This is a genomic window from Paraburkholderia sp. J69-1 (assembly GCF_905220255.1).
In the GTDB taxonomy this organism is placed as follows: domain Bacteria; phylum Pseudomonadota; class Gammaproteobacteria; order Burkholderiales; family Burkholderiaceae; genus Paraburkholderia.
The window spans coordinates 41,514-68,139 of the sequence record NZ_CAJMZG010000026.1; the positions used below are offsets into that span (position 1 = coordinate 41,514).

28 protein-coding genes are annotated in these 26,626 nt (G+C 62.0%); 15 read left to right on the forward strand and 13 right to left on the reverse strand.

What is annotated here, in order from left to right:
* Position 1 precedes the first annotated feature (1 nt).
* The 8 genes from U5A67_RS34430 to U5A67_RS34465 are packed head-to-tail and all read left to right on the forward strand — an operon-like array spanning position 2 to position 9,817.
* Positions 2-1,636 (forward strand): type II secretory pathway protein, encoded by a 1,635-nt coding sequence (locus tag U5A67_RS34430; RefSeq protein WP_321817826.1) that lies wholly within the window; start codon positions 2-4, stop codon positions 1,634-1,636.
* Positions 1,637-1,647: 11 nt separating this feature from the next.
* Positions 1,648-2,964: a hypothetical protein gene (locus U5A67_RS34435; RefSeq protein ID WP_321817827.1), complete on the forward strand. Its 1,317-nt coding sequence runs from the start codon at positions 1,648-1,650 to the stop codon at positions 2,962-2,964.
* Positions 2,951-3,775 carry a hypothetical protein gene (locus U5A67_RS34440; protein ID WP_321817828.1) on the forward strand — a complete coding sequence of 275 codons (825 nt, stop codon included), beginning with the start codon at positions 2,951-2,953 and terminating at the stop codon, positions 3,773-3,775. Before U5A67_RS34435 ends, U5A67_RS34440 begins: the two co-directional genes overlap by 14 nt.
* Positions 3,775-6,066, forward strand: coding sequence for an ATPase, T2SS/T4P/T4SS family (locus U5A67_RS34445; protein WP_321959787.1), 2,292 nt, complete (start codon positions 3,775-3,777; stop codon positions 6,064-6,066). Before U5A67_RS34440 ends, U5A67_RS34445 begins: the two co-directional genes overlap by 1 nt.
* Positions 6,066-7,202, forward strand: a complete 1,137-nt coding sequence (locus tag U5A67_RS34450) for a type II secretion system protein (RefSeq protein ID WP_321817931.1) — start codon at positions 6,066-6,068, stop codon at positions 7,200-7,202. The genes U5A67_RS34445 and U5A67_RS34450 overlap by 1 nt, the downstream gene beginning before the upstream one ends.
* A gap of 16 nt (positions 7,203-7,218) precedes the next feature.
* Positions 7,219-7,818 carry a type 4 pilus major pilin gene (locus tag U5A67_RS34455; protein ID WP_321817829.1) on the forward strand — a complete coding sequence of 200 codons (600 nt, stop codon included), beginning with the start codon at positions 7,219-7,221 and terminating at the stop codon, positions 7,816-7,818.
* 9 nt (positions 7,819-7,827) lie between these two features.
* Complete coding sequence (locus U5A67_RS34460; protein ID WP_321817830.1) at positions 7,828-9,048, forward strand: hypothetical protein; 1,221 nt, start codon at positions 7,828-7,830, stop codon at positions 9,046-9,048.
* A gap of 7 nt (positions 9,049-9,055) precedes the next feature.
* The gene (locus U5A67_RS34465; protein ID WP_321817831.1) at positions 9,056-9,817 is read left to right on the forward strand and encodes a hypothetical protein; all 762 of its coding nucleotides are present in this window, start codon (positions 9,056-9,058) and stop codon (positions 9,815-9,817) included.
* A gap of 66 nt (positions 9,818-9,883) precedes the next feature.
* On the opposite strand, the gene U5A67_RS34470 is transcribed toward U5A67_RS34465, so the two are convergent.
* The 7 genes from U5A67_RS34470 to U5A67_RS34500 form a co-directional block, all read right to left on the reverse strand.
* On the reverse strand, positions 9,884-10,885 hold the full coding sequence (locus tag U5A67_RS34470; protein WP_321817832.1) for a CAP domain-containing protein: 1,002 nt from the start codon (positions 10,883-10,885) through the stop codon (positions 9,884-9,886).
* A gap of 211 nt (positions 10,886-11,096) precedes the next feature.
* The gene (locus tag U5A67_RS34475) at positions 11,097-11,459 is read right to left on the reverse strand and encodes a hypothetical protein (RefSeq protein WP_321817833.1); all 363 of its coding nucleotides are present in this window, start codon (positions 11,457-11,459) and stop codon (positions 11,097-11,099) included.
* Positions 11,460-11,470: 11 nt separating this feature from the next.
* Entirely contained in the window at positions 11,471-11,650 is a 180-nt protein-coding gene (locus U5A67_RS34480) for a hypothetical protein (RefSeq protein WP_321817834.1), read from the reverse strand.
* Entirely contained in the window at positions 11,634-12,863 is a 1,230-nt protein-coding gene (locus U5A67_RS34485) for a FlhC family transcriptional regulator (protein WP_321817835.1), read from the reverse strand. The genes U5A67_RS34480 and U5A67_RS34485 overlap by 17 nt, the downstream gene beginning before the upstream one ends.
* Before the next feature lie 74 nt (positions 12,864-12,937).
* Positions 12,938-14,176 (reverse strand): hypothetical protein, encoded by a 1,239-nt coding sequence (locus tag U5A67_RS34490; protein ID WP_321817836.1) that lies wholly within the window; start codon positions 14,174-14,176, stop codon positions 12,938-12,940.
* Positions 14,177-14,233: 57 nt separating this feature from the next.
* Positions 14,234-14,419 carry a hypothetical protein gene (locus U5A67_RS34495; protein WP_321817837.1) on the reverse strand — a complete coding sequence of 62 codons (186 nt, stop codon included), beginning with the start codon at positions 14,417-14,419 and terminating at the stop codon, positions 14,234-14,236.
* A gap of 287 nt (positions 14,420-14,706) precedes the next feature.
* Positions 14,707-15,447: a nuclease-related domain-containing protein gene (locus U5A67_RS34500; RefSeq protein ID WP_321817838.1), complete on the reverse strand. Its 741-nt coding sequence runs from the start codon at positions 15,445-15,447 to the stop codon at positions 14,707-14,709.
* Positions 15,448-15,898: 451 nt separating this feature from the next.
* On the opposite strand from U5A67_RS34500, the gene U5A67_RS34505 reads away from it, so the two are divergent.
* From U5A67_RS34505 to U5A67_RS34530, 6 genes are all read left to right on the forward strand, one after another.
* Complete coding sequence (locus tag U5A67_RS34505; protein ID WP_321817839.1) at positions 15,899-16,255, forward strand: hypothetical protein; 357 nt, start codon at positions 15,899-15,901, stop codon at positions 16,253-16,255.
* 110 nt (positions 16,256-16,365) lie between these two features.
* Positions 16,366-16,794, forward strand: a complete 429-nt coding sequence (locus U5A67_RS34510) for a hypothetical protein (RefSeq protein ID WP_321817840.1) — start codon at positions 16,366-16,368, stop codon at positions 16,792-16,794.
* A 9-nt stretch (positions 16,795-16,803) separates the two neighbouring features.
* Complete coding sequence (locus U5A67_RS34515; RefSeq protein WP_321817841.1) at positions 16,804-17,619, forward strand: hypothetical protein; 816 nt, start codon at positions 16,804-16,806, stop codon at positions 17,617-17,619.
* A 15-nt stretch (positions 17,620-17,634) separates the two neighbouring features.
* A complete protein-coding gene (locus U5A67_RS34520; RefSeq protein WP_321817842.1) occupies positions 17,635-18,234 on the forward strand; it encodes a single-stranded DNA-binding protein in 600 nt (199 codons plus the stop codon).
* Positions 18,235-18,493: 259 nt separating this feature from the next.
* The gene (locus U5A67_RS34525; RefSeq protein WP_321817843.1) at positions 18,494-19,630 is read left to right on the forward strand and encodes a primase-helicase zinc-binding domain-containing protein; all 1,137 of its coding nucleotides are present in this window, start codon (positions 18,494-18,496) and stop codon (positions 19,628-19,630) included.
* A 95-nt stretch (positions 19,631-19,725) separates the two neighbouring features.
* On the forward strand, positions 19,726-19,944 hold the full coding sequence (locus U5A67_RS34530) for a hypothetical protein (protein WP_321817844.1): 219 nt from the start codon (positions 19,726-19,728) through the stop codon (positions 19,942-19,944).
* 75 nt (positions 19,945-20,019) lie between these two features.
* On the opposite strand, the gene U5A67_RS34535 is transcribed toward U5A67_RS34530, so the two are convergent.
* The 4 genes from U5A67_RS34535 to U5A67_RS34550 all read right to left on the reverse strand — a co-directional run bounded on the left by U5A67_RS34535 (position 20,020) and on the right by U5A67_RS34550 (position 22,142).
* On the reverse strand, positions 20,020-20,295 hold the full coding sequence (locus U5A67_RS34535; RefSeq protein WP_321817845.1) for a hypothetical protein: 276 nt from the start codon (positions 20,293-20,295) through the stop codon (positions 20,020-20,022).
* Positions 20,295-20,453, reverse strand: a complete 159-nt coding sequence (locus tag U5A67_RS34540) for a hypothetical protein (RefSeq protein ID WP_321817846.1) — start codon at positions 20,451-20,453, stop codon at positions 20,295-20,297. The genes U5A67_RS34535 and U5A67_RS34540 overlap by 1 nt, the downstream gene beginning before the upstream one ends.
* Before the next feature lie 298 nt (positions 20,454-20,751).
* Complete coding sequence (locus tag U5A67_RS34545; RefSeq protein ID WP_321817847.1) at positions 20,752-21,135, reverse strand: hypothetical protein; 384 nt, start codon at positions 21,133-21,135, stop codon at positions 20,752-20,754.
* Complete coding sequence (locus U5A67_RS34550) at positions 21,132-22,142, reverse strand: PRTRC system protein D (protein WP_321817848.1); 1,011 nt, start codon at positions 22,140-22,142, stop codon at positions 21,132-21,134. The genes U5A67_RS34545 and U5A67_RS34550 overlap by 4 nt, the downstream gene beginning before the upstream one ends.
* 1,242 nt (positions 22,143-23,384) lie before the next feature.
* On the opposite strand from U5A67_RS34550, the gene U5A67_RS34555 reads away from it, so the two are divergent.
* Positions 23,385-24,527 carry an integrase domain-containing protein gene (locus tag U5A67_RS34555; RefSeq protein WP_321817849.1) on the forward strand — a complete coding sequence of 381 codons (1,143 nt, stop codon included), beginning with the start codon at positions 23,385-23,387 and terminating at the stop codon, positions 24,525-24,527.
* 244 nt (positions 24,528-24,771) lie between these two features.
* Here the strand turns inward: U5A67_RS34555 and U5A67_RS34560 are convergent, their stop codons facing one another.
* Positions 24,772-25,443, reverse strand: coding sequence for a Lar family restriction alleviation protein (locus tag U5A67_RS34560; protein ID WP_321817850.1), 672 nt, complete (start codon positions 25,441-25,443; stop codon positions 24,772-24,774).
* A 95-nt stretch (positions 25,444-25,538) separates the two neighbouring features.
* The gene (locus tag U5A67_RS34565) at positions 25,539-26,624 is read right to left on the reverse strand and encodes a phage Gp37/Gp68 family protein (RefSeq protein ID WP_321817851.1); all 1,086 of its coding nucleotides are present in this window, start codon (positions 26,622-26,624) and stop codon (positions 25,539-25,541) included.
* Positions 26,625-26,626: the final 2 nt, after the last annotated feature.

Sequence of the window (26,626 nt, forward strand, 5' to 3'; positions counted from 1 at the left end):
GATGCAACCATTGCGCCACCGCTCCCTGATTGCCACGACGCTCGCGTCGCTCTTCGCGGCTGTCCTCGCCGGCTGTGCCGTCACCCAGGGTGACGTCAACGATGCCTACAACCAGGCGAACACCACAGCCACCTCCGCCTACGGCGGCTTTGGCCAGGGCATAGCGCTCGTTGAGGACGTGCCGAGTGCGTTCCTGGGCGATCGTCCGGTGCCGGTCGCCTACGAGGCGACGCTGCCCGCCATCTTCCGCGACAAGAAGGTCACGTTCCCGCCGAAGCTTGGCATCAGGACCATCGCGACGCTCGTCTCGAACGCGTCGGGATATCCGGTCCATGTCAGCCCGGATGTGTTCATTCCGCGCGATTCGCTCATTCCTCGCCCGAGCAACGACGGCAAGACCACGCAGGCGATGGCCGGGATTGGCATGAGAGCGACGGAAGAGCCCGTGTACGAGCAGCCGTGCGAGGGATGTGGCGTCGGCCAGTACATGCACGATGTGACGGAGAACCTGGGACTCGACTGGTCGTTCGATGGCTCGACGATCAACGTCAGCCGTTTCGTCACGCGCATGTACCAGATTGCGGCGATCCCCGGCAAGGTCTCGATCGAATCGAAGATGTCCAAGGGCACCGATACGTCGACGGGTAACCAGTCCACTGGCTCGACAGGGGGATCGAACAACGACACAGGCTCGTTTTCGGCTGTGACGTCGACCGGCCGCAAGGGCGAGTTCGACCAGATCGAGACACTGAAGGCCGAGCTTGGGGATCTGCGCTCGCCGATGGGCAAGATCACGGTGAACCCGCAAAGCCGCCTCGTCATGGTGTACGACACGAAGGAGGCAGCTGACCGAATGGGCGCGCTGCTCAAGAGCGAAAACGCAATCTCGACGCGTCAGGTTGCACTGCGCGTGCGCACCATCCAGATTGCGCTCAATCGCGGCAGCCAGGCCGGGATGAATGCGGACGTGGTGTTTAACAGTATTCAGGGCGGACTCGCCAAATGGGCGGTGAGCTTCGCCTCACCGACGTCGCTGGCTTCGGGCGGCGGCACGATGGGTTTCTCGGTGTTGCAATCCAATGCTCCGTTCTCGGGCACGAACGCGGTGATCAACGGGCTGAACCAGTATGGCCGCACGGTCTCCGACAACACCATCACCAAGATGACCCTCAACGGTCTGCCGGTGTCGGTCGCGAATTTCCAGTCGGACGATTATCTGCGCACGACGTCTCCCTCGTCCGGGAGCCTCACCGGTACATCGAGTGGCGTGGTGGGCCTCACGCCCGGCACGCTGACCACCGGCGACTTCCTGCACATCCTTCCCGCCGTGAACGACCACAACCAGATCGTGCTGGCGTACTGGCGCGACAGTTCGAAGCAGAACGGTCCGTTCACGACGGCGGGCGCAGGGTCCGGTCAAACCGCGCAGTCGATCCAGCTCGCTCACGTGATCGGCAACAAGGATGACCAGACGGTGTCACTGTCGGACGGCCAGACCGTTGTGCTTTACGGCGCGGTGACGGACACCGCGGACAGCACGACCAACGGCGGCCTGGGTGGCATCACGGGCACATGGAACAAGTCGCGTACGTTCCAGATCGTGATGCTGACGGCAACCGTTGTGCCTTCGATGTGAGCGCAACGGGTATGCACATCACTGAACCCCTACCCGGCGAGAAGCGCGCGCGCCTCGCGTTCGGACTCGACTGGAGCGCCTATCCCGAAAAGGGCGCGAAAGAGAACCGTACGCGCTACGCGGGCGACTTTTCCGCGTCGCACTACGTCGAGATGAAAGTCGGCGCCGAGCTGATCGGCGGCTTCTGTTCGCCCGCTTCGGTTACGTTGGGTGAGAAGGCAGAACTGCGCCGTGCGACGCTCTATTCGGGCGCCGCGCGCGTTGCGATGCTCGAGCGCGTGCGCGCGAAGCCCGCTGTGCTGGTGCTCATGCAGGACGGCGCGCAGGTGCATCTCGTCCACGTTGTGCGTGGCGCGGTGCGTCGCGACGAGGTGGTGACGGTCGCAGACGCCGCGAAACGGTGCGATGAGATCCGCGCACAGAGTGCGAAGCAGGGCCTCGCGCTGACCGTGCTGACCTCAGGCGAATCGCTCGCGCCAGGGGACCAACGATTCAGCCCTGCTGAGTTGCTGCAACAGAAGAAGGCCGCGCGTATCAAGCGCGTGCCGGGCGGTATTCCCACTTCAATCGTCTTGCTGCTCGCTCTGGCGATCGCGGGCTTCGCGGGCAAGCAGATGTGGAGTGCACTCAATCCGCCGCCACTCGTCAACACTGCGCCTACCTGGGACCAGCGGTATGAGCACGCGATGCGCGGGATTTTTGCGGGTAGCAAACCGCTTGCGTCGCAACTCGCGCCGGATGTGCTCTCGCTGCTCGACTACATCGATACGAACCGGATGGGCTGGCAGTTCGAGAAGGCTGAATGTCCGTCGACCGGCTTCTGTTCACTGACTTACCAGCGCGCAGGCGGCTCGTTCCAGGACTTCGCGCATAACGCTCCCGCGTGGATGCAGCCGGTGACGTTCGCGCCGGACGGCCGGCACCTTTACACACGTGGTCCTGCGCTGCCACGCACGGCGAATCTCGCGAGCGCGAGCATGAAGGCATGGCCTGACGAACAACGTCTCATCGAGATGCTTCAGACCCCGCCACAGCGTATGTCGGAAAAGCCGCTGGATCTCAAGAGCTTCGGCTACGAGGTCAAGCTCGAGCCTGGCCACGCGTTGATCTCCGAGCCGCCTCCGGGTCCGGAGCGCAATCGCGCGCTCCTGCGGGCTGGGAATTGGGAGATCGACGGGTATCGGTGGCAATCGCCGCTGCTCGCTGCGCTGCCGCCGAACATGATCCTCGATTCGCTGAGCGTCAAGCTCGACACCGCCGCGCCCGAGGAACTGGGCAAGGTCGGCATCCATTTCGTTGCGAAGGGCAAATACTATGTCGTTCAATAAATCACGCCGCCTCGCTGTGCCATTTGGCATTTCGCTGCTCGCGCTCGCTGCGACTGTCCATGCGGCAAACGCCGCTACGCCGTCGTTCGAGGCAGCGATCGCTCCTGCGCCCGCCCCGACCACCACGACGGTGCCCAAGGTGGCGACCCATGTGGCGCATTCTGCGGCGGCACCGGCACCGGCATCGGTGGCTCCGGTTACGGCCTCGACGCATCCGGCAGTCGCACCTGCTCAAGCCCCGGCGGTGACGGCTGCAAGCGCCCCGGTCACGGGCGCATCGGATGCTAGTCCGGTCGCCGCTGCCAGTGGCGAGTCCCATCTCACCCTGCACGACATAGACGAGCTTGCGCGCAGCAGGCTCAGGCGCGCACTGGGCGGCGATGGCGACACGCAGGCGGCGAGCGGTACGGCTGTGACGCTCAAGACGCCGGTGCCTGCCGCAACGGCGCCAGCACCGATGGCGATGCCTGCTGTGCCGGCCTTTGTACCACGCGAGCGCACAACGCCTGTCACGTTCGTCGGAGCGTACTCCGACGCCAGCGGGCAGCACATCCTCTACCAGTACAACGGCGCGGTGTATCCGGCCCGCGTCGGGCAACCGCTGCTCAACGGCTGGGTGGCGCGCCGGGTGGAGGGTCTCTCGGTCACCGTTTCGCAGGGCAAACACACCTGGAGTGTGCCCATGAGTGGCGGCGCAACGGAATCACCGGCTTCGCCCTTCCCGGGCGTGGCTGCCCTTGGTGACCTTTCGTCGCCGCTGCCGGCTGGGGTGAGCCTGGCGCAACCCATCTCCAACTTCGGGAGGCAATGATGTCGCTATTCGGAAACGTGGAAGGTAACGAGAAGCCCCGCGGCGGAGTGATGGCGCGCCTGCGTGCCTGGCGCGGTGGCTTCGTGGAAGATTCCGATTCGGCGGCGCACGTCGATCCCGTTGAGCCTGTCCTGGGTGCGTCCCGGCCTGTGCACGTGGCAAAGCCGGTCAGCAAGGGTCCAGGGGCGCCTCCCGGCTCGCTCGGTGCATACCTGCGCGATGCGGATATCACCGATGTGGATGCGTTCGAGTCGGTAGATGGCGCGCCGCTCCCTCATGCGGAACCGGCCGATGCCGGGATCAGCGGGCAGCCAACTGGCGCCGGGCGCGGTGATACAGCCAACGACGCGGCCGCGGCGCAGATGGATGCAGCATTGGCGTCAGCTGCGGCATGTGCATCTGATGCGGCGTCGCATGAAGCACCATCTTCTGACCCGGTATTTAGTGCGCCCGGCGAAGCGGTTCGTGCAGAGGCGCTCAACGTGCCCGTCGACACGTCGCCGGCCGCCACACATGTCGAAACGAAGGGTGCGAGTGAAGAGCCGATTCCCGGTCAGCCGGATACACGCGAGAGCGAAGCGCACGGCGGCGCGATGCGCTCGCTTGCGGTGCCTGACATCGAGTACACACCGGTCGGCATGCCGCGGCTGAATTCCGCACAGGCGCTCGCGGACTTCAAGCGTGTGCTGTGCGACACGACGCCAGAAGCGACGCTGCGCATCACGCCGGAAGCGCGTCGCGAGTTTGTCGCAGTGGACATGCAGGCCGGTATGGCTGTGGTGATCGCTACGCGCGAGTTTCACGAGACAGCGTTGTATGCGACCTACCTGCGCGATCTGGAGCGTGTCCACATCAGCGTGCGCGAGGAGATGGTTGCAACGGCGGATGTCATCGCTGGTGTCTATGAGCGCGCGCGTATCCGGCTCTCGAAGCACGTCCCGGAAAGCTCGCGCGCCATCAACCTGTTCATGGACGTGTTCGATGCGGCCCACGGCTACGGCGCGAGCGATGTGCACTGGGAGTCGCGCGATTACCTGTCGGACGCCGAGGTGCGCTTTCGCGTCGACGGGGACCTGTACACCTATCAGCGATTGCCGAAGGCGACCATCCTGCGCGCGCTGTCCGCTGTCTATCAGGATCTGGTCCAGAGCAATACGAACAGCGGCAACGCCTTTCAGCCGAGCGCTGCGCAGTCGGCGATGATCCCGATCGCGCTTGCGACAGCAACGCTGAACCTGCGCTGGCAGAGCGCGCCACAGATGGGCGGCTTCGACGTGGCCCTGCGCATTCTGGACGGCAACTTCCGCAATTACACCGTTCGCATGCCTGAAACGATGGGGCTTGAGGCGAGCCAGCTCGCCATCGTCGACTCGCTTGGCCATGTCAGCGGTGGCGCCGTGCTGCTCTCGGGCGAAACCGGATCGGCCAAGACCACGTTGCTGCGCGCTCTCTCGTACATGGTCGACGGACGCGAACTCAAGAAGCAATACGCCGTCAGCATGCCGTCGGAGTATCCGCTGCCGTGGCTCTCCGACCAGTCGGTGCCGCGTGGCCTGGATGAAACCGAAGAGGAATTCCGCCGCAAGGTCGCGACGATCATCCGTACGCTGATGCGCATGGACCCGGACGATCTGACGATCGCGGAAATTCTTGATTCGACCATCGCCGGTCTGGTCGTTGAACTCGCGCTCACGGGTCATCCCGTGCGCTCGACCATCCACGCCGACAGCATCATCGGCGTGTTCATGCGACTGATGGGTGATCGTCTGCGACTGGCCGCCGATGAGGTCGCGTCCGACAAGTTCATCAACGCGGTGGCCAACCAGAAGCTCATTCCCCTGCTTTGCCAGCACTGCAAGAAGCCCGCATCTGAGGTCATGGGTGCCGACACGCTTGAACTGCTGCGCACGAAGTTCGGTATGGACACGTCGAAGATGGCCTGCCGCAACGATGACGGCTGCGTCCATTGCCGCAAGCAGGGTCTGCTCGCGCGCGACGGCAAGGTGGCAGCTGGCACGAAGGGCCAGACGCTAGCGATGGAGCTTTACCGCCCGACGTCCGAGTTCCTGGATCACATCGTGGTACGCGACTGGCGCGGCGCCGAAGCGGTGTGGCGCAAGGAGCGCACAGCGGGCTTTGACTCGGCTGATATGACCGGCAAAACGATCTATGAGCACGCGCTCTACAAGGCCTCGCAGGGGCTGATCGATCCGCGCGTCATTGATCGTGGGATGAAGCCGTTTAGCGTCTATCAGGTCATGCCTGACCATGACGGGAGGGTGCCATCGTGATGTGCCGCCTGTTCTATGGCGTGTGCATGCGCCTGCCGCGCGCGGAGCGCATGAAGCTCGCAAGGTGGCGGTTCCAGAAGGTCCGCGAGACCTTCTATCGTGAGTCGCGTCTGGATATCGAACAGTCCACAGGCCTGCGCAATCGCGAGACGCTGATCGAGCGGCTTCAGGTGCTCAAGAAGCGCGCACGCGATCGCGGCCAGATCGTGTGGCTCGCTTACGACGAGATGGAAGAGCGCATGCGCCATGGCGATGGCCTCGCGCTCGCCATCAAGTCGTTTGTGCCACTCGACGAATATGCCTTGCTGGATCTGGCGTTCACTTCAGACAAGGACGACGCGGCGCGCCGGGGCTTTGAACTGTGCGAAATGGCAGCGTCGGCCAAGCGCGTGCTGTCGAGCACGACGGCACTCCAGACGGCCTATCCAATGGTTCTGCTTGGCTACATGTACGGCCTGGCGATGCTCTTCGGCGGCATGGTCTATCCGCAGGTTCTCGAAGTGCGGCCGCTCGACGAGTGGATGTCTTCGGGAAGGCTGCTTTATGCGATCGACACGTACTGCTACGACTACTGCCTGTTGAACATCTCGTTGCTTGCCGCGGGCATCACGTCCTACTACTACGGCCTCAAGCGCTGGACCGGCACGCTGCGCAATCGCGTGGATGCGGCCCCGCTCATGTGGCGCAATCGCCGCGATCTGCGCGCGGCGCTGCTGATCGTCTCGTTGTCGGGGCTGCTCGACTCCGGCCTCACGCTCTCGGCCGCGCTCAAGCGCATTGGCCGACACAGCGATCCGTGGTTGCGCTGGCACGTGGAAGTGATGGAGCGCCGTCTGAAGGAGCATCCCGAACAGCCAATGCGTGCATTTGCCTCGGGAATTTTCTCCGAGGAGGTTGTCGACCGTATCGCCGACGCGGAGCGTCGGGACAACTTCGTGGACGCGATCAAGTCGCTTGGCCGCAGTTCGCTGGACCGTGTCGTTGAGGCGGTGTGCCGTAATGCACGCGTGACCCACTACGTGTTGCTCGGCGTGGCTGCGGCGCTCTTTATCGGTGTCGGTGTCGGCTCCTATGTCGTCACCGGTGTCACCAGTTTCCAGGGCGCGCTCAACGCGAGCTCGGGCAACACTTTTTAACTCAGGCTCGATTCCGATGAAAATCAACATTACCAAGCGCGCACCCGCGCAGAAAGCACAGATGCGCCGCTTGGGGCGCTTGAAGAAGCAGACCGGTGAACTCTCGCTGATTGAGGCGGGTGCGGTGCTCGGCGCGGCGGCGTTGCTGTCGCTCGCACTCTTCTATGGCGTGCCATTTGTTCGCAACATGGTGCAGTCGTCCACGTTCAAGAGCGAGGTGGGCATGTTCCACACGGGCATCCAGAACGCGACAGCCAATGACTCAGACTTCTCCAGCGAAACGCTGGCCACGCTCGCGCAGAATCACGCGTTCGATGCAGCGGGCGCGCGGGTCGCAACCGACTACTCGACGGTGACGGGCATCTTCGGTGGGCAGGTGACGGCGGAACCCGGCACCGTCTCGTCGTCCAACGACTCAATCGTGACAAGTTACCCGGTGCCGAAGGCGGTGTGCTCGATGGCGATCAGCGCGGTGGTGAACATTTTCACGGAGGTGTCGGTCAATGGCACGGTCGTGTCGGGTCCCTCGACCCGGTTCAGCAGCGCGACGGCGGGTAGTGCGTGCGCATCCGGTGGCGACACCGCCACGATGACGATGTACACGACGCGCAGCTGAGGACCGGGCATGGGCAGCATCATCGAGATGGTGGTTTTCCTCGCGGCGTCGGCGCTCCTGACGGTGTACTCGATCCGCGAGGACGTCGAGAAACACCGTGCGGCACTGCTCGCGACCGAAGGTCAGAACGAGGCGGTTATCGCGACGGCGCTTGGAAACTGGTCCAACGAGAAGTACCCGACGCTGCTCGCCCAGTACACCCAGTCGGGAAATTCGACGCTTACGGCGCCGACCATTGCGGATCTGCAGACCGCCGGCAATCTCAAGCAGTCCTATCGTGCCGGACCGTTCTGGGGTGGAAGCTACACGATCCAGATGAGCATGCTACCGGTCGGCTGCACCGAGCAAGACGGTAACTGTCACGTGTCGTGGGTGTTTTATCCGTCGCAGGCCTATACCCGTGGCGGCAAGCCCGACGTGTCGGGCGCTGCGCAGATTGCGCTCGCGGCAAACGCGCAGGGCGCGCAGTTCGGCTATTCGTCGACGCGCAATCCGGGAACGATCTCGGGCCTCAATGGAGCGTGGACCGCGACCAATCCCCTCTCGGGCACCCCGGCCGCCGCGATTCTGGCCACCAACGGACAAGGCGATGACGGCAATTCGCTATTCATCCGGCGCGATGGCAGCCTGACGTGGACGGGCAGCCAGAACGTCAATGGCGTCGATCTGCACAACGTTGGAAGCATCGACGCCACGGGCACGATCGCCGCGCCCGTCGTCTCCGCTTCGAACGCCGAGGTGGCCAATGCGGTGCGTTCGCCGGGCACGCTCTACGTGCAGAACGCGGCGGGCACGGCGACGGCGCCCATCGACACGGGCGCTGCGGCGGTGCACGGCAACGCCACGGTCTACGGCGCGCTCGAAGTTGCAAACACGGCAACGCCGCGCACGAGCTGCACATCAACGGCCGGAACCACTCGCATCGCGGCCAATGCCGACGGGTCCGGCCAGATTCTGTCGTGCCTCTATAACCAATGGGTTCCGGTAAGCGGGCCCTCGCCGCGTTATCAGTACTACACCGTCACAAATGGCTCCTACGTGCCCGCGCCGACGTGTTCAGCGGGTGGCTCACCCCAGGTGCTGATCGTGCCGCAGAACTTCTACGTGAATAGCACGGCGCAGGTCAATTCATACGTCACCGGTAGCGGTCCGTGGACGGTCTATCTGACAGATGGGCAGGGCGCGGACATTGGCGCGCAGGGCGTGGTCGAAACCTATTGTGCTTACTAGGAATCAAATGAAAAGCAAGATAACGGTTTGGAAGAGCTTGATAGTCGGGTTGACTATTCTGCTCGCGAACACGGGCGCGCAGGCGGCGCCCGCCCACTGTTCATATGGCTATCAGGATTCGAGTTGCCTCACGCCACAGTACCGGGCGGCGCAGACTGCTCCGACCTGTTCGAGCGACGCCGGCTGGGTGACGGTTACGCCAGCGAAATGGATGGGTTCGGGCTTTACGTCGCCGCAGTGCAGCTACGTCGCGGCGCCTGGTTGCCCAAGTGGATTCGATGTTGCGGTTGCGCCAACCTGGACCGGAGCGGGATGGACCGCTCCTGCGTGTGTAGCGGCGGCACCTCCGCCCCCGCCAGACCCGCAGGTAGTGTGTACTGCGGCCATCGCGGCGATGAGCATGCGCTTTACGAGTTTCAACTACGCTAGCGCTGCAACGGTCACCGGAGCATCGCTTACGCAAACGTCGAGCTGGATTCAGGTCGCCGATAGCCCCGACTGGTCGCATGACTGGGTCTTTCCGGGCTACACGATTCACGACTTTAACGGCACGTCGGACAACTGGAACGATTCGATCGCGTTGAAATCGTCACACTCGGACGCATACTATCGCGCGTCGTTTACTGGGCCGCCCTATTTCGGTCAGGACTATGAGGACAACGGCAACCCGTGGCGTGGATATGTAGGTGTCTGCGCAATCAATACCAGCGGGGCACTGGATGGCGCCTACTTCATGATGTACTACCCGCAGTTCTACAGTTCAAACTGATCTACTTACGTGCAATTGAAAAGGCCCCGCCAGTTGGCGGGGCCTTTGACTATTCACGCGTTGGCTTTAGCCGACGACGTTGCCGGTGGTGAACCGGAAAGTGCGCGAAAACGGAGTTCCATTAATCGTCCCCGTGAGCGCGACCGAATAGCTAGTGTTCGCGGTCAAGGGGGACGCTGGATATGCGACTGCCTCGAACTTTGGCAAGAGACCGTTTGGATCGTTCGCGGAATCAAGAAGTTGAAGATTGATCACGGTTCCCGATCCGTCGGTCATGGTGCCCGAAGTGAGGACGATCACGTCGCTTGGATTGCCGGCGATCGCTACCGGAGTGCCCCACGCCCCAGACGTGTTAGGAGGAGTTGGGGTCTCACCAGTCGATTTGTACGGAAGGCCAGTCGAGCCTTCACACGGGAAGGTCAACGGCGCAGAAATACTTGACTGTTGGAGATTCCCGATTTGCAGCGAAGCCCAAATCTCCGGGTATCCAGCGTACGACGTTTGATACTCACCCACGCCGATGGCGGTAACCGGCCAGACAGCGATTGCGATGTGATACACGCCAGAGAGCCACTCATTGACGACGGCAGAGCTGTAGTCTGCGTTGCTCAGAGTGGTAGCCGTGTAATAGCCTGCGCTTACGCCTCCCGCATACGTCGCGGACGGATATCCAAAGTGAACGGCGCGGTCCGCATACGTCGCACCGGTGAACCCCGTCGCACTGCTAGATTCAGAGTCGCTAACGGCATTGTTGGTGCCCATGTATTGAGCATGGGCCTGCGCTGCCTGATCGAGAATAGTGTTTTCGACGAGGGCAGGGAATCCGCACTGCTGCCTTTGGGCGTTGACTGCCTGGAACATCGCCAGTTGTACGCTACCGGATACGTACTGCGGCGTCGCGACATTGCCCGTAGTAGCCGACGAACTACCCGAGTTCCCCGAGCCCGACGACGAGTTGTCGGTGCCGGACGCCGCGCCATTGCCGCCACCGCCGCCGCACGCGGACAGTGCCAGCGCCGATGCGAACGCGAGAGCCGTAAGAGCGGAGATCTTTTTCTTCTGTGCCATTCGGTGTATTCCTTTTTTGGATTTGTAGCTGCGCCCCTAGCGACAGCTTGATACCAGTTTGCCAGGCCCATTTCAAAGTCAAGTCAACGGACGGGGCTACGCATGGTTGCGGGCGCACCTTATCTCTATCGGTTAGAAATGGAAATATCTTTAAGCGAACGCAGAAAAAACCCGCCTCGCTGGGCGGGTTTGATGTGATGCGCATCGTTTCTCAACGACGCTTGCGCTTGCGATGGAAGACCCGTAGCCCGATGAAGGCGACCACCAGAATGACGGCCGTGACGTTGGGTGCGAGGCCAGCGGCAGCGGGCACGGTCTGGGCGCCGATCCACACAGCAAGCAGCGCAATCAGGCCGCGCGCAACTATCGGGCGATTGAGCGTGCGCAATAGCCGCGAGGGCCGCTCATTCGTCCACACCGCATAGTCCTCGTTGAGCTTTTCCAGATCGAAGCTCGTTGCGTCCGCATCGAATGCACGTCGGTAGAACACTTCATAGCCGGCGAAGCGCCCATCGTCGTAACCGCGCAGCCATGCCGAGGTGCTGTCGCGTACCATCCAGGCAAGATCATCCATCGCCTGCCCCTTCAATGCGGCGCGCCGGCCTGCCAGGGCACGGAGCCGATCGCGTTCAGGATGCAATGCCCGTCTACTTCGGCGTAGAAAGCCCCAGTCTCCGGGTTTTGCCAGCCAAACTGGGCCGAGCCATCAGCGCTGAACACGATGAGGCCAGCGGGCATATCGTTGCGGTTATTTTCCAGTTGCATTCTCGCTTTTCCTTTTGCGGCCGCGCGTTGTGGTGCGTGTCTGCAGGCTGTCGTTACAGGATGGGCAAACGAAGCTGTGGTGCATCTCGATCTTCGTCTCGTTGTTCGCGACGATGTACGGCGTGCTGCACTCGCGGCATGGCGCGATGGTCAGGCGCGTGTCGGCTCCCATGCGACGCGTTAGGCTGCAGGCGCGATCGGTGGCGAGCAGACCCTGGCGCGGGAACAGGTTTGCATAAAGGTCTGCTGCCGCGATGAGTGCCTGAGGGGTGTTGGCGTTCATCGTGAGCGCGGCACGGTAAAGCCAGATAAATACGGTCGAATGCAGGCGGTGTTGTGGCTTGTCCACGAACCATTGCAGCGATGTCGGCAGGTTGCCGCAGATCGACGGCTTGCCGTGGATCGCCACGTACATCTGGCGCGTCTTGCTTTGCGGCAGGCGGAACAGCGTCGCCGCGGTGCTCGCGCGGCAACCGTGCGCCATCAAAGCGGCGGCATACATTTCGTGCGTATCGCGCCCCAGGCGCAGATCTGCCCACAGGGCCGTATGCGGAAGTTCACCTGCGCGAAACGGCGTCGTGGCCATGATGTGATGCGCGACCTGGTCCGCGTTCATGTCGTGGGCCGTGTACTCAAACCAGAATGCCGGGCTGCGGAAGCGCCAACGGAACAGCGGCAGGTCGCGGATACGCTCGAGCGCCGTGCGCAGCTTGTAGGCGGGCATGCTCCCCAGGTAACGCACGAGTTCGGGCGTCATCCCGAGCAGCGGCGCGCTCAGCACGCTCATGTTGGCCACGGCCTGCACGATGTCGAGAAACTGGCGGTTGTGATGCTGGATCGCCTGGGTCGTCAGGGCGTCGCGAGTCATCGGCATTAGCTTGCGCAGATCGTCCACGGCCATCGTTGTCGCTGTATCGTCGACGAAGCAGCGCCAGTCCTCCACGGAAGGCAGCGACGGCGAGAGCATGAGAAAGGGCGTACCCAGCAGCGTACGCAGCGAATTCTCGTTGTGCCGCAGATGTTCGATCGACTTCAGGTCGACGCCGTAAATCTGGCTGAACGCCGGATTGGTCACGAGCATGTGATGAATATGCTCGACCAGGTCGTAGTTAATACCGCGCAGGCGCTCTGCCACCCAAGGTTGAAGGTACAACCGGTCCAGCGCCTTGTAATCTTCGGCGGTCTTTTCGTGATTGTTATTTGTATTGTTCATCGGTGTGTCTGCTCAATTTAGTTGGGACAGGCCGTTGTGGCCGTCCCGCGTTCCCCGTACGCGTTGTGGTGTATTCAGGCTGCTTTTCTCGCGACCTGGATCTCTGCGTGGAATTTGCCGACGATGTCAGCGAGCGCGTCAAAGAGCGGTCTATACTGGTCGAGCGCACTTCCGGCAGTGCAGAGCAGCTGCGCGCTATGGTATTTCTGGACGAATTCGCCGAAACCGACCAGAAGCCCATTCATTTCCTCGTCGAGGCGCCTGCGCATGTCGAGCGCCTCCTGAGACTGCTGCAGCTTTGCCTTGACATCGGCCTCTTCAGCCCGCTGCGCTTCGATCTTCCGGTTGAGATCGGCCGACTCGGCCATCAGCCTTGCGAACTCAGCATTGATCCGGTCTAGATCCGCCTGGGCTTCGGGGTTGTCACTGGCCGGCGGCTGGTTCCGGGCTTCGTTATGCTCGCGTCGGGCCTCGGCCAGCTGGTTCTGGACGTCGGTGAGTTCCTGGTGCAGCGCGTTTTTTGAGTTGCCGACCAGCGTCAATTCATTGCGCAGCCGGTCCGTCGCCGCCTGCGATTCAGTGCGCTCAAGACGCATGCGCTCCATATCGCGATTCAGGCGTTGCTCCTCCGCGCGGCTGAGCTCGTAGAGCGTGGTGAGCTTGGCGAACTCGTTGTTGATGGTTTCGACCTGCTCGAGTGTGGCTGTCAGCTCATCCTGCTTGTGCCGGTACGCTGCGATCAGGTCCTTCACCTCGCGCGTGCTCATCTCCGGATTGGCCTTGCGTGCGTCGATTACAGCATTCACGACGTCGTCGCCGATGTCCTTGCCGAGCAGCATCTGCATATCGGTCTTGCGCAGAAACTCGACCGCGTCCGAATTGTTGTGAAACTTGGTGTAGGCCTCGATGTGAATGCGGACTTTCGAGTTCGAGATCCGATGGAGCTTCTCAATATAGGCAAAAGCGTCGCGCTTGGCGCGCTGAAGCGTTTTCGTGGTGTCACCGTACGCGGCCATGTAGGCGCGATGCACGATGCGCATGATCTCGCCGAACCGGAACCCCAAGTTCATGTGCTCATTCATGATGCGCCGTACCGACTCGTTGATCTCGGTACTGCTGCGCAGGAGGTCCTGGATCAGGTCCTCGGGGAGCGAGCCAAACATTTCTCGCGTCGCGACCGCGATGTCACTGCGCGATGGCAGGTGCGTTCCGACGAAGTCCAGGGATTCGTCGTCAGCGGCTACCACGACGCCGGCTTCCGGGATGGTCGGATCAAAGAGTGCGTCAACGGGTGGATTTTTCTTGTCTGTCATACATCTCTCGAAGTTTGCATTCTGATACTTGTTACGGATTGGCCACGCGGCGTGCTTTTACGGTAACGGTGCGTCAGGACCGCTCTCGTGCTCCGCAGGCCCGGGGCCAGCACGCAGCAATCGAGCAACAAACGCTTTAACGTCGCGCGTGGACACGGTCGGGTCGTCTGTCCGCATTTCAATCACCGCGTCGATGATCTCGTCGGAGATGTGTTCCCCGACCAGAAGCTGCATATCAGTCATTCGAAGAAACTCGAGGGCCTCGGGCCGGGCCTGATCAGGGGCGCGACAAGTGCCTCCCGTGCGGCAGATTCGATCTGCCCGCGGGTAAGGCGGGCGCGTCTGGGAGAATTGCTGGTATTCATGGTGTTCTCAAATGCGTAACGCAGGTCCGGACTGGCCGTGCATTCTTGGTATGACGCGGCGCTCCAATACTCATACTGGCTAAGGGTACGCGCGCGCGAAGGGCGTCAGCTGGGCGAAAGATGGCGGAATTCATGTAGCTTTCACTTAAAAGAGGCTGAGATTATTCATACGGCATCGTTTGCGAGAACTTTAGAGACGCTTCGCAAACGTTCGCGATGCAAATCTAATTCGGTTTCCGAAATTGATGTATTCAGCATAATTGCCTGCCACGCGGTCTTAACATTGACGGGTCTTCTTCCCGACAAATCGAACGTATGACGGCGCTCCCGCATCCAGTGAGCCAGCTCGCTGATATGGACGATCGACATCGGCAGGTCCGGGTGAAGGGTGCAGGCAGGTGAGGAGAAGACCGCGAGACCTTCAATGGGCCAGACACGCGGCAGCCGGTCGTTGAGAAACGCGACCTTGGTGCGGTTCTGGGCGAGAGGCGAGCGGCGCAGTTCAGGCGTGCCGTTGTGGCCTGTGCGGACAATCTCGTCGTGGGCGCTTGCGGGAGCGATGGTCCCGCTCCAGTTCTTCGTCTCGATCACGAAGATGCCGAACGGCGCAACTACGAGATGGTCTATTTCGGCGGTCGGAAACGCGGTGCCCGGCGCGTGGTGCAGCAGGACCGCGCCATCGTGAAGATGGAAGTTATCGCCGCACAGCCACGTGAGCACGCGCCGCAACTCGGCGCCTACAGCGGCTTCACCCGCTTCGCCGCTGACCTGAGCGCGCGTGGCGGGCGGCGTCGACGGCGCAGGCTGCCTCCAAGGACTGCCCATACGACGACGTGCGCCGGGCACGCGCTTCGAGAGGCGATAACCGAGGTAGCCCAGGACGAGCAGCACGAAAAGGCCGGACATAGGAACTCCGCTTCAAGGTGGTAGTGAGTCCAGTCTGCCAGGCCTTTTTCGAAGTCAAGTCCGCGCGGCTTAGCGACGGCCATTCTTTATTAAGTTGGAAAGCTCGACAAAAAGTGCACCATTCCGGGTTTTGCGTTGCACGCGCCTGGGAAACCCGGCTCATTGCGAAAGCTGCCGCGATTTCGCGATGATTGCGCGTCGCTGTGCGTGAGCACATCAGCTACGCTGCCAATATCCCTCGCGTTACGCACGCATCGACCTGGCGGCACGAGCATCGTGTTGCCCCCGCCTGTCTTCTTTCCTCGCAGCAAGTCCGTTCGCAGTGATCCGCCGCATCGCGGGTCACTGCGAACGTGCTTCGCGCACCGGTTTTCCTTGCTCAGTCAGAGCATCGAAACCACCAGGTCAAGCCTGGAGATTCCCTTGTGCGTTAATTTTTCTGGAGAGAAAAATGCTGGAGCTTTTCGTTAAAGACGTTCTGAAATCACCGGGCAAGCTGGTTGCCCTGTGTTTCGTCATTTACCTTGCCTCGATGTCTTTCTTCGTCGGAGTCTTCCTTGCAGCGGCCACGGTTTACTGGGTGCGCAAGCAACTCATGCTCAAGGCCAGAGCCATTCAGGCAGCGGACGCCGAGCTCGAGCGCCAGCGTGCCGACCAGGTGCGCGACGAGGCGCTCAGACAGGCAGCAGCGGCAAGCGCTTTTCAAACGCCTGCGGTTCCCGCTGCGGCGAACCAGGCAACACCGGCCCGGCAATACGCCAGGTCGGCAGTTGTCATCCCCATGAAGAAAACGGGCACCCACGACTAGGGCCCGTCAGTCCCTACCACCGCAGCGTTTGCTGCGGTGGCCCTTACCCACGCCGGGAATCCATTCCCGGCCTGGGCGATGCGATTGCCCGGCCGCGTCCGGAGCAATCCATGAAACCAGAAGTCGCTGCCTGGCAGCTCGACATCTTTGGCGAGGCCACTCCGGTACTCGTCGTTCCCCCAAAACCCGACCCCCTTCCTGATCCTCATCTCTGGAGCGCATCCGTGCGTGAGGCGATGGTCGACGCCCTGATCGCGCTCGCGCGTGACAGCCGCCGCGGGGACCGGATGCCTGAATCGCTGATGGACTGCGCCTCAATGCTCAGCGAGCGGCTGCGCAACGTGAAGGTCGATGCCGACGACTATCGCGCGACGCTTGGCTGGATCATGGGCTACTGGGATGGTGCGCTGTCCTACGAGCACGTGTGCAGCGTCAACGGTGTCGATCCGGAGACGCTGCAGACCGTGATCATGGACACGCCGCTCCTTGCGCGGGACCTCGCAGAACTCAAGCGCGTCTGTTTCGGATCGCTGCTTTAGGAGAGCAACATGGCCGTTCCCTATCTCATCCGCGCCTTCGCGGAGCTTTTCCCTGGTGCGGCAAACGGCACGATCAAGGCCCAGCAGTCTTCGCCGACGGCGCCCGCCGCGAGCTTCACTCCCGACGTTCCCCGTCGGGTTGGTCTCGGCGCTTCCAACGAGACCATCGTCAATATCAACGGTATTCCCCATCTCTTTGTCGACGAAGGCGATTGCGTCGTGCAGTTCCAGCCAGCATTCGAGGAGGCTCCTCGGGATACGCGGTTCGGTACCAAGATACTCCCGGAACTCGCGCCCCACTGGTCCGTTGTGCATCAGCACGCCGTGCAGCTGCGTGACGCGATCGCAGTGGCGATTCGTTCAGGGGGCACGCCGCAGCAACGGCATGTTGCCGTCGAAGCGGCCGAAGCAATCCCTGTCGGGCTATCCCGGCATGACGAGTCGGTCACGCCGACGTTCGAGCGTCAGCCACGCAGCACCGACGCGCCGCGCGCGTCACGTGGCCGCGGACGTAGCAATCTCGTTGCGACGACGGGCCGTGTCGTGGGCTGGGGCGAGGAGAAGTTTCCCAACCGCAAGCCGAGCGGCAAGCCGTTTTACACATCGTTTGCCATGCGTATCGAGACCTCATTCGGCGAGCAGGTTCTGCAAGGCGAAGGGCTCAAGGACGCGATTGCCGATTCGAGATGCCGGGTCGGTGAAGTCGTATCGGTTCGCAGGCTCGAAAAGATCAAGGTACCGGCCTTCACAGATGGCGGACGCCCGGTCATGAAAGACGGCCAGCAGGTCCTCTGGGACAAGTGGCTTTGGTCCATCACACGTTAATCAGGAGTTTTATCCATGGCATCGGTCAACAAGGTCATCCTCCTCGGCAATCTTGGCGCGGAGCCGGAAGTGCGTTATCTGCCCAGCGGTGACGCTGTGGCCAATATCCGTCTCGCTACCACCGATCGCTACAAGGACAAGGCGTCGGGCGAGTTCAAGGAAATGACGGAATGGCACCGGGTTGTTTTTTTCGGGCGCCTCGCCGAGATCGTCAGCGAGTATGTAAAAAAAGGCTCGTCGGTCTATATCGAAGGCCGCCTGCGTACGCGCAAGTGGCAGGCGCAGGATGGCAGCGATCGCTATTCGACGGAGATCGTCGCCGACCAGATGCAGATGCTCGGTGGTCGTGCGGGTGGCGAGCGCAATGCAGAGCGACGCGAGTCTGACGGCGAGAGCTTCGAGCAGGATACGTCCAGTGCGCGTCCCGATCGGCAGGCGAATCGCTCAACCGGGCATGCCGCGGGTGGACGAGGTGGCCGCGCTGTGGCACCCGCAACCGGCGGTCGAAACCAGCCAGCTGCACCGGCACATTCTGGCGGTGGAGGCTTCTCAGACTTCGACGATGTTATTCCGTTCCGATGTGCATATGCACGCGCAGCGTGGGCCGCAATTTGATCCCGAAAAATCTCACCTTCAGGATTTTCTGATCCCGTAAATCCTCACCGACGTTTCGCGGCGCACCTCCGGGTGCGTCGTGCGACGCATCCCTTTCGCCGCGCTTCGGCATCCCAGCTGCGCGCCGGTCATCTGATTCCCACACACGAACCTGCTGAAAAGAGCCGCTCGCGCTGCGTGCAGGCCGCTCTTTTGAGCACGCGTTCTTACGCCTGTCTCAGGCACCGACCCAACCCACTTCCTTCCAGGAGAGTGATCTATGAGTACGACTGGACGCGGGCTATCGCCCGAGCAGCGCGACTGGCTGCAACGCACGCTGAAGGGATTTGCGCTCTCGCCTGAGGCGTGGATCTCGACCTTGATGAGTTACGGCATCGCAGGCAGTTATCTGACCGGAAAGGCGACATCCTGTCCGGTCTGCGGTGGCGATGACCGATTTACCTATGACAACAGGCATGGACGCGGCAACTGGGTGTGCCGCAAGTGCAATGACGGCGATCCCATGGCTGGCGATGGCCTGCAACTGATCACGCGTGTGAGCTGTATCGGCCTGTTCAAACTGATGCGGGAACTCACGGGCGGCGCGCCGGCGTCAACACGCCGGGTCGTCGACGGTAAGGCCCCCAGGCCGAAGAGAAAGGCCAGCCCTGCCTTCGTTGAAAAGCGCCTGATGGGCATGTGGAATTCCGCACGGCCACAGGCGGTCGGGGATCTTTCGATGCGTTATCTGCAGGAGCGCGTGCCCGGTCTGAGCGCTGGTCCGTCCAGTTCGCTGCGACTCGGCATGCTCGAGTATCGGTACGACGGCAAGGTGCTCGGCGAGTGGCCAGGCATTCTTGCGCGGTTCGAGTTGCCCGATGGGCGACTCGGAACGCTGCATCGCACGTTCCTGGATCCGGTCAAGCCCGCCAAGGCGTCGATCGTGTCGCTGGACGGCGAGATTCTTGAATCGAAGCTCAACGACATGACGCTCAACCCGCTCGCGGGAGGTGCCGTGCGTCTGATGCATCCGGTCGATGGCGAGATCGGTGTTGGCGAGGGGCTGGAGACGGTGTACGGCGGTTTCATGGAGACCGGCGTGCCGGTCTGGAACTGCCTGAATCGGGTACTGCTTTCGCAGTTCGTTGTCCCGGACGGTCTGGGAATCAAGGTCGTGCACATCTTCATGGACTTCGACCATATTGATCCGAAGACGGGCAAGTCGCCTGGCGTGGTCGCCGGGATGACGCTTGCGAAGCGCTTGCGTACCGAAGGCTACACCGTCGTTCTGCATCGCCCGCGTGTGCGTGGAACGGACTTCGCAGACCAGTGGAAAACGCGCTATCTGGCGTCCCACGCGAATGCGCTGTTCGGTCATCAGCCTGTGCCCGCGTCACGCGTTGCGATGGCTTTCTGAAGTACCGCCGGGTAACCGGCTTGTCTTTTAACCAGCCCGGTCGGGATTCGTCCCCGCCGGGGGCAGTCCGTCGGGCTTTTTTCTCGAGGCGGGAAATGAGCTTCTTTCAGATGAGGGTTGGTAACCGGTTCACGATCGTGGCGACCAATGGCGCCGCGAACGGGCACCAGCCAGTGTGGAAATCCGAGGCGACAGGCTACGATGTGTTCGACCGGGTCAGTTGCAAGACAGTCGCGCGCGACGAACCGTTCGATGCGGCTTTTGATTTTTGCACGCGACGACTGGCGGTTCTGTCGGCGCCTCGCGCGCAATGATTCCAGCACTTGAAAAAACGGCGTCCCCAAAGCAATGGGGCCGCCGTTTTTTTTCGTCCGTACATCCCGGGTCGGCTAGAAGATGCGCAGCCACCACTTCAGCAGGAAAAACGCACCGCGCACGACGTACTCGCCGCCGGCTGCGAAGAAGCACGCGAAGGCGAAAACGGCGCCAATAAATTCACCGGTGCTGTGCAGCCCCAGACTGTAGAGCCAGATCGAGAAGAGCCACATCAGGTAACACGCGGTGGCGATGGCGGCGCGTTGGCCGATCATTGGCCACTGCCTGAATCGCAGCCACGCCCGCAGCAGCTTTTCCATCCACTTCTGTTCCATGGCGACGGCTTCCATTATTCGTCGCCCTGCTTGCGTTGGGCGAGGCTGAACGACACCTCGCCGAACTTCCAGCCAGCGATGGCGACCGCGGCGAGTGCAGCCAGATAAACCCACGTGAGTGGCTCATTCAGACGTTCGCCGTGGAGGATGGCGTTGAGCAGTTGATATTCCATTGTTCTTTTCCTGTCGCGGGTGGTTGGGTGTATGCACCGGTGCAAGTGGCGCTGGATCGTGCCTTACCGTGCTGTTGATTCATGTTGACACGCCGTATCGGAAGTCAAGTTGTCGACGTCTGACGGGCCGGGCGTATGCACTGGTGCAAATCGCGAAAGTGCGGCGCTGGATGTTGTGTATGCACCGGTGCATGAACCAGCCCGCGTGATTGCGAGCCTGCGTATGCACCGGTGCATACGCAGGACTGCGGAAAGTCGCGGGCCTGTTCGCGCGCCATAGCTGGCATGCAGTGACGCGTCACAGAAAACCAGCGCTTTCCAGGTAGCTACCGAACACGGCTCCCGACGAATCCGAGTCGTCCACGCGTACCGGTTCGAAGCCTGCCGCGGTGATCGCAGGCGTCGCGGTCGGTGTGGACGCTGCCGTTGCGCTCACCGACTGCGAGCGCGCGGGCGTGTCGCGAGGCGGTGGGGGGAACGCAGCCTCAACGGAGGAAACATCGCTTTCGCCGTGCCCACGTGCGCTACCTGACGTGCTGTGATCGCCCCGCAGCTGGGCCTCCGCGAGTGCGCGAAACACGGCTGCGCGCTCGCGTGGGCTCGCGCAGGCGCGCAGCCGTTCGTACAGCAACGGATGCTGCAACTGCGGGACCGTGACCTCCATCACGAATTTGCCGTTCATGCTGCGCGGCGATCACGTGCGAGGCCTGCTTCTCCGACCAGCAGGTAGCCTCGAGCGTTGGCAATACAAGGCGAGTCGATCATTTCAATCACGAGACGCGGAAACGCGCGTCGCAGGACCGCCGCATAGAGCGCAGCACCGCCGCCAGAGAGAATGATCGAGCGCAGGCTTGGCATCTTGCCGACATTGTTCTGGATCGCCTGTACGACGCCCGCGATGATCGGCTCGGCGAGCTCGACGTAGGGCGTGAGGTCGATGTCCTTGCCGTAAAAGAGGAACGTCGAGCGCTCTCGCAGTGCCTTGTCGATCATTTCGATGTCTTCGACCACTTCGCCTTCGTCGCGCGAAATCAGGTTTGCAATGCGCTGGTAGATGTGGGACGCACCCCCGGGCATGCCGCCACTGCGGGTGTTGTCCATTGCGAAGCCCTTCGCGTAGACCCAGTCGGTTGTGAAATAGCCGACGTCGATGACCAGATGCTCGTCATTCGGGTTGAATTTCGTCCCTCGCGTGCTGGACGCCAGAATGAGCGAACCCAGCGGTTGCGGGATGACCTTGACCTTGTCGACCTTGACACGGCCGCAGCCAAAATCCTGCTCTCCCGTGAAGCGTTCCTTGAGCGTCTCGGAATACTTCTCCATGTTATGAACGGGCAGGCCAAGCACGAGGCACTCGATATGCGTCACGCCGGAGAAGTGGATCGAACCGAAGAGGAGTGCTGCATGGTTGTTGCTGAGCACGTAGTCGTCCGCAAGCGCGCGGCCGGTTTTGCCGTAGGCCGCCGTGAGCGAGACGTCGGGGCCGACTTCATATTCGATCTTGTCGATGGTTACGGTGGCGACCTTGCGCGTAGCCAGCACGCCTTCGCCATAAGCCGAGATCGAGCGCGTCGCGGCCAGTGGCGCAAGCGAAGGGAACATATCGGTGACGATCGAGCCGCCGGCTGCACGGTAAGCGTATTTGGTATTGCCGTAACCGACGTCGATAGCGAAGACGGAAGTTTTCATGTGTTTTTCTCTCCAGAAAAATGATCGGTTGTAACGCTGATGAACGGCTGCATAGCGGGCGCGTTCGTCTGCGTGGTCAATGCGAACTCCGGGTTTATCCCGGAGTTTGTGGAGAACACCTGATCAAAGTCCGGGATAATCCCGGACTTTGCGACACGCGCACCTTCAAACTCCGGGTTTATCCCGGAGTTACCTGGGCATGCCAGGCAAACTCCGGGCAAATCCCGGACATTGCTGATTCCAGTCTATCGAGCCGTTTGCGAAGTCAAGTCAGCGAAAGCGCGCCGGATGAGGGCATCTTTTGAGCGTTTGCGCTTGCGTAGAGGCCGTATCCTTGCCATACCTGCCGCGTCTTTGACGCATCGACCAGAAGTGCAAGGCACTTCGTGCGTCTTCCCCCGGCCCGTTGGGCCACATCCCCGGTCCGCAAGGACCCGAAATTCCCCGAATGTCCGCGCTCCACCGTGAGGCGGATTTTTTTTCAGTCAGATCAAGTCCCCAGTGATCCATCTTGAGGACCACTGGACAGTGCGATATCCATACGATTGGCGGGTGTCCGCCGCAATGTGGCGCATTGAGGAAATGTGGACGCGGACAGTTGGACAGTTCGCGACCGCTTTCCCATGCGCCTGCACACGTTCCTTCAGCCCAGAGTGCTGGGTGCGTTCACGAAGCCCGATACACCGCGGCGGAGATGAACGTGCTTCGGAACGGGGGAGAGCCTGCGCGCTGGCCACGCCAGTGATTCGCGCCTCCTCGTACGGAAGACAGAAACGGTCCGCGCAGCCGTCACCAGAAATGCGCAACAGGAATTACCCGGCAGCTGGCCCGGGTGCGTGAACGGCCATGTGTCGTTCGCGCCATCCAGACGCTTGAGGGCGTCCGGGGCCGGTCGGGTAGCCACAGCAGGCGGCAAGGCAGCACAGCAGTAACCGCGGGAACGGGTTTGCGCGAAGCGCGATCCGGCCTGCGCCGCAGCAAGGTGGACAGTCGGAACGCATCTCTTCCGTGCGTCGGGCTGATCGGATGGAATCGCTAAAGGACAGGAAGGCAGTTCAAGGGTTGTAACCCCGCGCCGGGGGTATCGGCGAAGCCGCCAGGCGAGCGCTGGGCGACGAACAGAACAGCCGCATGCGGTATGGGCGATGCCGGGCAGGGGCATCGCGCCTAAGGCGGCGGGCATGGGCATAAGGGTGCGCGTTGTCAGGGCGACAGCCGCATAGGCCGCATCGCGGAGAAAACATGGCAGCAATATTGAACGTACGCGCGGTGGTGCGCGGGTACCGGCTGACGCCGACGATATCGGAAGCGCTGATCCGGTTGCTGGACGATCACGTATCGGACGTGCATAGCAAAACGCGGATCAGCGCGAGAGCGCTGTCGATCAAGACGCAGGAGTACCGCGTGCGCGGTATCTGCGCAGCGCTGGTCGAATTGCGCGAAGGTGGCTTTGCGCTCGCCACGCCGTGGAGCCTGAAACGCAAGCACATCGAATGGCTGGTGCAGCACTGGGTTGGCGCACGGCAGAGCGGCGGGACGATCGAGAACAAGCTGACGTATCTGCGCGCGCTGGCCGGGTGGATGAGCAAAGACAATCTTGTCGGCACGCTGGACGACTACACGGATCGCAAGGGAAACGGGCTCGTGCGTTCCTATGTGGCCGAAGTCGACCGGTCGTGGGCGGCGAATGGCGTAAGCGCCCACGAAAAGATCGCTGCGATCGCCGGGACGTGCCCGCGCGTAGCGGTCCAGCTACGGTTGCAAGCCGCGTTCGGATTGCGGATCGAGGAGAGCTTCATGCTGCAGCCCGCGCGTGCGGTGAAGGATAAAGACGTGCTTGAAGTCACACGGGGCACGAAGGGGGGCCGGGCTCGTGAGGTGCCGATCGAGGAGAGGTATGACGTGCTCGAAGCGGCGGCGCGGCTCGCGAATCCGCTGACCGGCTCGACGGTGCCGGCCGATCGCACGCTTAAGCAGTGGCGGGACTGGTATTACTACGTGCTCGCGCGGCATGGCATCACCAAATCGGCGCTTGGCGTGACAAGCCATGGGCTACGCCATCAGTACCTGCAGGAAGTCTATGAGCGCGTATCTGGGGTGGCCGCGCCGGTCAAGCAATCCGACGCACGTCCTGATCCGGAACTGCATGCGCAGGCAATGCGCCGTGTGGTGGAGGCGGCAGGTCACAGTCGCCTGACCAAGGCGAATGCCTATCTCTCGACGTTCGCGCAGCAGGATCGTCTAGGCAAGCACAATCCGACTCAGGCCGAGGCACGGGCAGCGCTCGAAGCGGCTGGGGGAAACAAGACGCACGCGGCGTCCGCGCTAGGCATTTCCCGGCAGGCGCTGTACCGGCTGCTCGATGCTGGCATGGAGCAGGCCTGAACTGCGCGCGCCAGCGGCGATCAATCAAGACGGCGCGCCGAACTGAGGATTTTGAGCGATCCTGAACGTCGTGAATGTCGACACGAATGGCTGTCAAACATCAAACGATACGAGGCGTTGGCAGGACAGACGGTGAGGCAAAATGAATTTGTCTCTCAGGTTCTGGCAAGCCCTCGGAACAGCCAGAACACTCTTCGACCGGCCATTGGCCGGTTTTTTTTTGCGTGTTGTTTCCGCCTAAGACCTACCAGCGGTCACGATCAGGCAGCGTGTCAACGGCGACAGCAATCGCATCTTCGTACAGCATGTCGAGATGTTCGCGTTGGGTGTATACCTTTGGGAACTGCACGTAGCGCTCGCCTTCGATTTCGACCCATTTCGCGAGCTGCACGAGTTTTCGATAACGTGCGGCGTCGTTGAGTACCGGGTCAATCGGCCAGGAGTCGAACGTCACAACCGTTGCGTCGACGAGGCGGCGGGCGATCATCGCGAACATCGGCCCCATCTCGTCCCAGTTATCTTTCGTGCGTGAAAGCAGGTCGAGCACAGCGGGAATGTCAGTCGCGCCCACCTCGCGCTCGACCAGTCGTTGCAGATCCGTTTTTTCAGCTTCCGGCCGATTGAGGCGCTGGTTCCAGATTTTGCCGGCCGCGTTACGTGCGGCCGTATCGTCCTCGGCACAGGGCTGCCAGGGTGTCTGCATGCCGCAACCATCACAGTAGATGCAGACGAGCGGCTCGGTGGCGGGCGCCTCGGGCGGGCGCATCGCCTGGTCGCCGATCCGGGGGGGGCCAGAGAGTCTTCCCCAGCGCGAAGGATCGTAAATCGGGTCGGGACAGGGGGAAATCAGGCGTTGCGAGCGACCGATGGTGGGTCGGCCGCCGCAATGGTCACACGGGACGAGTTGCTCGTACATGGCGCTCTGTGGGCGATTTTGAAGGTTGCCCAGATTATTGCGCGAGCGAGGGCTTTACAAAAGCCGGAACAGGCGTGGGTATCCGGCCTAAACTGCTAACCGGCCATCGGGACATCGCGGGTGGATGGGCCTGTGATGGGGAAGGCGTGGTGTCCGCGACCGGCGAGCAAACGGCCTGCAGCTTTCTTGCCGACGCGGAGCATGCGAACGTTGCCGTCTGAGGGTGCGGTTTCGGTCGCGCCGGTGATCCCGTCGACGTGGGTGTGCCCGGATGGGCAAACGCAGATTCCGGGGCGCGCCGCGCGCCGGATCGTGTGCTCCCCGAGGTCCGACGTCGACGCCCATTCGCCCCATTGCTTGAACAGGAAGGGCACGTCGGCGTCTGCGCACTGGTCGCGCAGTCCTTCGGCCCACGCGGGGTGCATGGGGCGTGCGTGCGGTCCGCTCTCTCCGCCCACGATGACCCAGTCCACGAAGTCGTGCTTCGCTGGATCATGGATGGGATCGGACACGTGACCTGCGCATGTGCCGCAATAGCCCGCCTCGTAGCGCTCGCCCTGAACGAAACCTGTTGCGCAGTTCGGCCAGCCGGGCTTGAGGTAGTCGCCGATATCGACCGGCCCGAGAAGTGGTTCCATGCTGAGGAACTTGACGTGCGCGGGCGTCTGAAGCAGCTTTGGAATATCGCGATCGGCTTCGTTCTGGTCGACGATCGTCGCTCCGATCCACACCCCGGGCCACGCCAGTTCGTCCCACGTATTCAAGCCGCAGGACAGTTCTTCGACGACATCGTTGAGCATTGCGCGTGCGTTGCCGACACGTTTCGTGAGCAACATCCAGTCCAGGTTGGGTGTCTTCGCGATGAGGCGGAACAGGTCGACGCGCCAGGCGGGATCTACAGCATTGTCGAAGACGTCGGCGAGCGGCGAACAAAACACGCGCTGGCGCCGCCCATTTGCGGCGAAAAATGTCGCGTGCGCAGCGTTCCACTGAAGCGGCTGACGCCAGTTCGTGCTCGATGTGCGAAGCCGGGTTTCGGACGGCCCCCATGCGACTTTGCGCAGGCGCTTATCCATTAGCTGCTCTGCGTAGCAATGGTCGCAGCCAGGCGACACCTTCGCGCATCCGATCCAGGGTGAAAACGTGTGGTCCGTCCATTCGATGCTGGAATTTTCGGCCATCG

Coding starts and splice junctions, on each gene's coding strand:
- U5A67_RS34430 (WP_321817826.1), top strand. CDS start 2: ATGCAACCATTGCGCCACCGCTCCCTGATTGCCACGACGCTCGCGTCG.
- U5A67_RS34435 (WP_321817827.1), top strand. CDS start 1,648: ATGCACATCACTGAACCCCTACCCGGCGAGAAGCGCGCGCGCCTCGCG.
- U5A67_RS34440 (WP_321817828.1), top strand. CDS start 2,951: ATGTCGTTCAATAAATCACGCCGCCTCGCTGTGCCATTTGGCATTTCG.
- U5A67_RS34445 (WP_321959787.1), top strand. CDS start 3,775: ATGTCGCTATTCGGAAACGTGGAAGGTAACGAGAAGCCCCGCGGCGGA.
- U5A67_RS34450 (WP_321817931.1), top strand. CDS start 6,066: ATGTGCCGCCTGTTCTATGGCGTGTGCATGCGCCTGCCGCGCGCGGAG.
- U5A67_RS34455 (WP_321817829.1), top strand. CDS start 7,219: ATGAAAATCAACATTACCAAGCGCGCACCCGCGCAGAAAGCACAGATG.
- U5A67_RS34460 (WP_321817830.1), top strand. CDS start 7,828: ATGGGCAGCATCATCGAGATGGTGGTTTTCCTCGCGGCGTCGGCGCTC.
- U5A67_RS34465 (WP_321817831.1), top strand. CDS start 9,056: ATGAAAAGCAAGATAACGGTTTGGAAGAGCTTGATAGTCGGGTTGACT.
- U5A67_RS34470 (WP_321817832.1), bottom strand. CDS start 10,885: ATGGCACAGAAGAAAAAGATCTCCGCTCTTACGGCTCTCGCGTTCGCA.
- U5A67_RS34475 (WP_321817833.1), bottom strand. CDS start 11,459: ATGGATGATCTTGCCTGGATGGTACGCGACAGCACCTCGGCATGGCTG.
- U5A67_RS34480 (WP_321817834.1), bottom strand. CDS start 11,650: ATGCAACTGGAAAATAACCGCAACGATATGCCCGCTGGCCTCATCGTG.
- U5A67_RS34485 (WP_321817835.1), bottom strand. CDS start 12,863: ATGAACAATACAAATAACAATCACGAAAAGACCGCCGAAGATTACAAG.
- U5A67_RS34490 (WP_321817836.1), bottom strand. CDS start 14,176: ATGACAGACAAGAAAAATCCACCCGTTGACGCACTCTTTGATCCGACC.
- U5A67_RS34495 (WP_321817837.1), bottom strand. CDS start 14,419: ATGACTGATATGCAGCTTCTGGTCGGGGAACACATCTCCGACGAGATC.
- U5A67_RS34500 (WP_321817838.1), bottom strand. CDS start 15,447: ATGTCCGGCCTTTTCGTGCTGCTCGTCCTGGGCTACCTCGGTTATCGC.
- U5A67_RS34505 (WP_321817839.1), top strand. CDS start 15,899: ATGCTGGAGCTTTTCGTTAAAGACGTTCTGAAATCACCGGGCAAGCTG.
- U5A67_RS34510 (WP_321817840.1), top strand. CDS start 16,366: ATGAAACCAGAAGTCGCTGCCTGGCAGCTCGACATCTTTGGCGAGGCC.
- U5A67_RS34515 (WP_321817841.1), top strand. CDS start 16,804: ATGGCCGTTCCCTATCTCATCCGCGCCTTCGCGGAGCTTTTCCCTGGT.
- U5A67_RS34520 (WP_321817842.1), top strand. CDS start 17,635: ATGGCATCGGTCAACAAGGTCATCCTCCTCGGCAATCTTGGCGCGGAG.
- U5A67_RS34525 (WP_321817843.1), top strand. CDS start 18,494: ATGAGTACGACTGGACGCGGGCTATCGCCCGAGCAGCGCGACTGGCTG.
- U5A67_RS34530 (WP_321817844.1), top strand. CDS start 19,726: ATGAGCTTCTTTCAGATGAGGGTTGGTAACCGGTTCACGATCGTGGCG.
- U5A67_RS34535 (WP_321817845.1), bottom strand. CDS start 20,295: ATGGAAGCCGTCGCCATGGAACAGAAGTGGATGGAAAAGCTGCTGCGG.
- U5A67_RS34540 (WP_321817846.1), bottom strand. CDS start 20,453: ATGGAATATCAACTGCTCAACGCCATCCTCCACGGCGAACGTCTGAAT.
- U5A67_RS34545 (WP_321817847.1), bottom strand. CDS start 21,135: ATGAACGGCAAATTCGTGATGGAGGTCACGGTCCCGCAGTTGCAGCAT.
- U5A67_RS34550 (WP_321817848.1), bottom strand. CDS start 22,142: ATGAAAACTTCCGTCTTCGCTATCGACGTCGGTTACGGCAATACCAAA.
- U5A67_RS34555 (WP_321817849.1), top strand. CDS start 23,385: ATGGCAGCAATATTGAACGTACGCGCGGTGGTGCGCGGGTACCGGCTG.
- U5A67_RS34560 (WP_321817850.1), bottom strand. CDS start 25,443: ATGTACGAGCAACTCGTCCCGTGTGACCATTGCGGCGGCCGACCCACC.
- U5A67_RS34565 (WP_321817851.1), bottom strand. CDS start 26,624: ATGGCCGAAAATTCCAGCATCGAATGGACGGACCACACGTTTTCACCC.